This window comes from Aeromonas sp. R4-3 (assembly GCF_040908275.1).
In the GTDB taxonomy this organism is placed as follows: domain Bacteria; phylum Pseudomonadota; class Gammaproteobacteria; order Enterobacterales; family Aeromonadaceae; genus Aeromonas; species Aeromonas rivipollensis.
In genome coordinates this window covers 1-3,711 of the sequence record NZ_JBFODK010000012.1, presented here as the reverse complement: position 1 = coordinate 3,711, position 3,711 = coordinate 1, and the positions used below count along the sequence as shown (strand labels likewise).

The following is a 3,711-nucleotide window of genomic DNA, read 5'->3' as shown; positions in this document are numbered from 1 at the left end:
GCTCATTGCCTTTCTCGATGGTTATCTCATCGGTCATGTCATCTTGGCCCTTCTGCCCCTTGGCTTTTCCCTTGCGAGCCTGTTTATCCATATTGGCCGGTTCATCCAACTGAGTTGACCAGTCGCTGAGGGATAGGCCGACCCGGTGGAACGGCGAGTTGGGCTCGGCGGCGACCAGCAACTTTTCAGATCGCAGTATGGCGGCGAGGAAACCGTGGTTATTGGCACTGCCTCGAACAAACAGCGCCTTGAGCGCTACCGATTTGAATGGCGCATCCTTGAGGATGTCCAGTAGTGCCAGGATGTCATCGAGCGATAACCAGTGCTTGCTGAACAGGCCGCCCGTGTCGTTGGCGGTAATGCGAAGGGCGTAGCGACCTTCATCGTTCTTGCCCACGTCGTAGTGCAGCAAACCACTGGCCCGAGCGCTGATCTTCGGGGCCTTGGAGGATTTAATAACAGTCCAGACCGGAGCAGCCGACGCTGCCGGTTGTGTGGCTTTAGCCATAATGAAATTCCTTCTGAAGGGATTACTTGAAGAAGTCAGCCGCTTTGCTGCGATGACCTTGATGGATATGACTGCCTAACGAGGCAATGGCACCGCTGATGACCCCCAGGTCATCGGTGAGCCCCACGCCGGGGATAAAGTCCGGTACGGCATCGACCGGACAGAGCAAATAGGCGAGTGCGCTGACCACGATGGTCTTGACCCACACAGGCGTCTGCTCATCGGCCATCAACAGGTAGAGCAAGACAGCCTGCTCAACCATCAGCTTCATGCCCTTGATGTGCTTGAGCTTGGCGAGTAGCGAGGAGCGGTTGATCTCGGTCATGCGGCCCACTCCCCACCCCGCTCCCCATCCCAATCTGACGCTAGCGCCAGACTGACCACACCATCGCAGATATCCAGGACCGGACCAGAGTTCCGGGCGGTGACGTTGAGCAACTTGAACACCTGATGGTCTTTATCGTGCAGCGCCACTTGTGTGCCTTCCAGAGCAATCCAGCGCTCCGGTAACGGCAACCAGTAGACGGCCTGCTCGGCGCTGTCCGTGGTGAAGCTGCTGTCACCCATTTCCCACACCTCTTCAAAGATGCCGTTGTCCAGGTCATGGGTGGCCTGACCGGAGAAGCGAGCAATCGACAGCACCAACTGCCCTATCTGAGTAGAAGGCAGTTGGTGCAAGGTGTAGGTATTGGTGTGACTGAAGATGGCGACCAGTACCGGCAGACCGGGCATTGGCAAGGATTCCGGTACATAACGACCGTGGATGCGGATGGCTTTGACCAGTTGATGATGGCGCAGCAGTGCTCGCGACAGGGTATCCAGATAATCCTGAGTCGCGTTTTTGCCTTCACCAATGGCATCGAACAATGAAAGTTCTGACATGGATATCTCTCCTTTGAATGTAAATAGCCGAAATAGCTATTGGATATCAAAGGATTTATATATATTTAAATTGATAGATGATTCGGCAGTTGGTATATTTTTAATATGTCAATCGCATATATTCCACATGGAGTTATTCTCGCGCGCGCGAGAATAAATGGGTGGGAATTAATAATTGAGAAAGCCTATTTACATTCTTGAAATTGAATCGTAAATTAGAGCTGACGATGACAACATGAGCACTGCGTTGATAGGTTGATGAAGATATTGTTAATCAGGTATGGGGAACCACTACTCGTATCTTAAAAGGAGATAAATATGATTAATTTATTAAACCTGATTATCAATAAAGAAGACGCTTATCAGGTCAATGAGCTCGTAAGTCGTGATCATCGTGAAAAGTTAGATTTGAATTCATTTGAGGAGAGGATTTATCGTGCATTGAGATCTATATTTGGTGCTGAGCTGGATGATGTCCGTATTGGAGACCGATTCTACGCATACAAACTCAAACGGCGGCTGGCAACTCGCAAGGAGAAGGTTAAGTTGGGGCGACTGATTGTGCGCATAATCCCTGAGCTAATCCCTGCCATCATGAGCTATCCGAAGCGGCACCCTGAAGAGTTAAGAACCTGTCGGAAATTGTTCCAATGTGTGAAGGCTAAGAAACGACTGGCTGAGATTGGTCCACAACTAAGGAAGGTGCGAATAAGTCACCAAACATAAAAATGCGCCCTTGTAAGTATTTGAATTTAATGAACTAAATTTTTATGTTTCGTTGTGGAGGGTGCTTATTCGCACCCTCCCTAGGTTTTACTCTGAAATCTAAATAATTCCAGTTGCTTATCCTCCAGAGGCCGATAGGGTCGGCAAACCTATATCCAGAATTGCTTTCTAAATCCTGATTGTTCGAGCAGAACTTACGGATTTTTCGGTGGTGTGAGCTCCACTTCTCTTTTCAAGTCAGTACCTGATTATGGTTTTTCTCCATTTTCAACTGATCAATGTATAACCAGTTATGGTATAACTCGGTTCACGGACAGCCTGGGTTGAGCGGAATACCTCAATTTTAATCGCGACTCAATCGCTTGTATCGTGAAATAGAATTGAGTTTCCCCCCGTTTCTTCAACCTTATATATGGCTGAATCCGCCCACTCAATGAAGTCATAAGGATCTCTTTCGTCAGCATTGAATACGGCAACACCGATACTCGCGGTGCAATGGTGCTCAATCAAAATATCAGGTTGACTATCACAACCTAAATCAAATTTATATGGAGCAGACAAAGCAGCTAACAGTTTTCTTGCTATAAGACCAGCTTGATTAGTTGCTTCTGCTTTATCCGTACTTAACCAACGAGCCAATACCACAAACTCAGCACCGCCGAATCGAGCCACTGTATCTGTTTCTCGTACACTATTTTTTAGTCGGCTGGACACTTCAAGCAGCAATAAGTCACCGGCAGATTTCCCATACTCATCATTGAGCGATTTGACGTTATCAAAGTCAATAAATATCAATGCTGCATGGCGGGCACTACGCTTATTTGCTGCAATAACCTGGTTAAGTCGCTCAGTAAAAAGATTACGATTAGGAAGTTTTGTCAGCATATCGTAGAAAGTGGAATTGTAATTAATAACAGCTGGATGCTTCTGATCGCTGATATCCTCAATGATCCCCCAAAGAATGTTCCTTCCGTCAACTTCTGAAAGAATGATGCCGCTTACCCTTACGGGGTAACACGTTCCATCTTTACGAATTAATTCTTTGTCAATTGGCCCAAAACGGCCAATGCGATTGAGCTCTTCTATCTGCGCAATCACCTGGTCTTCATATTTTTTTGGTATGAGTTTCCTATAGTTAATATTTAAAATATCCTCTCGTGTATATCCACATGATTTTAAAATAGAGCTATTTACTTCGAGGAGCTTTCCGCTAGCACAATCCATCATGGCCATGCCAATAGGTGAATGTTCGAAAAGAAATCGAAACTTCTCTTCTGCATGTGAAATCTTCAGCGTGCTGCTGTCTGAAATGTCAATTATATTCATCTCGAGCTAACCCTAAGGAAGGTGCGAATAAGCGGGGAAATTCTTCTCGGCTGACTCAGTCATTTCATTTCTTCATGTTTGAGCCGATTTTTTCTCCCGTAAATGCCTTGAATCAGCCTATTTAGACCGTTTCTTCGCCATTTAAGGCGCTATTCCCAGTTTTTAGTGAGATCTCTCCCACTGACGTATCATTTGGTCCGCCCGAAACAGGTTGGCCAGCGTGAATAACATCGCCAGTTGGTTATCGTTTTTCAGCAACCCCTTGTATC

5 protein-coding genes and 1 pseudogene are annotated in these 3,711 nt (G+C 46.7%); 1 reads left to right on the top strand and 5 read right to left on the bottom strand.

Annotation, left to right across the window (positions count from 1 at the left end; genetic code table 11):
• The 3 genes from AB5Y91_RS02690 to AB5Y91_RS02680 all read right to left on the bottom strand — a co-directional run.
• Positions 1 to 508: hypothetical protein (locus AB5Y91_RS02690; protein ID WP_368169015.1), on the bottom strand; the 508-nt coding region annotated here is incomplete at its 3' end.
• A 22-nt stretch (positions 509 to 530) separates the two neighbouring features.
• Entirely contained in the window at positions 531 to 833 is a 303-nt protein-coding gene (locus tag AB5Y91_RS02685; protein WP_323579843.1) for a YkvA family protein, read from the bottom strand.
• Positions 830 to 1,390, bottom strand: a complete 561-nt coding sequence (locus AB5Y91_RS02680) for a hypothetical protein (RefSeq protein WP_323579842.1) — start codon at positions 1,388 to 1,390, stop codon at positions 830 to 832. Before AB5Y91_RS02680 ends, AB5Y91_RS02685 begins: the two co-directional genes overlap by 4 nt.
• 318 nt (positions 1,391 to 1,708) lie before the next feature.
• Here AB5Y91_RS02680 and AB5Y91_RS02675 point away from each other — a divergent pair, with 318 nt between their 5' ends.
• Positions 1,709 to 2,116 (top strand): hypothetical protein, encoded by a 408-nt coding sequence (locus tag AB5Y91_RS02675; protein WP_368169014.1) that lies wholly within the window; start codon positions 1,709 to 1,711, stop codon positions 2,114 to 2,116.
• A gap of 354 nt (positions 2,117 to 2,470) precedes the next feature.
• Here AB5Y91_RS02675 and AB5Y91_RS02670 read toward each other — a convergent pair whose 3' ends face one another.
• Positions 2,471 to 3,442: a diguanylate cyclase gene (locus AB5Y91_RS02670; protein ID WP_368169013.1), complete on the bottom strand. Its 972-nt coding sequence runs from the start codon at positions 3,440 to 3,442 to the stop codon at positions 2,471 to 2,473.
• A 162-nt stretch (positions 3,443 to 3,604) separates the two neighbouring features.
• Positions 3,605 to 3,711 (bottom strand): annotated as a pseudogene (locus AB5Y91_RS02665) (IS5/IS1182 family transposase); the annotation flags it as partial.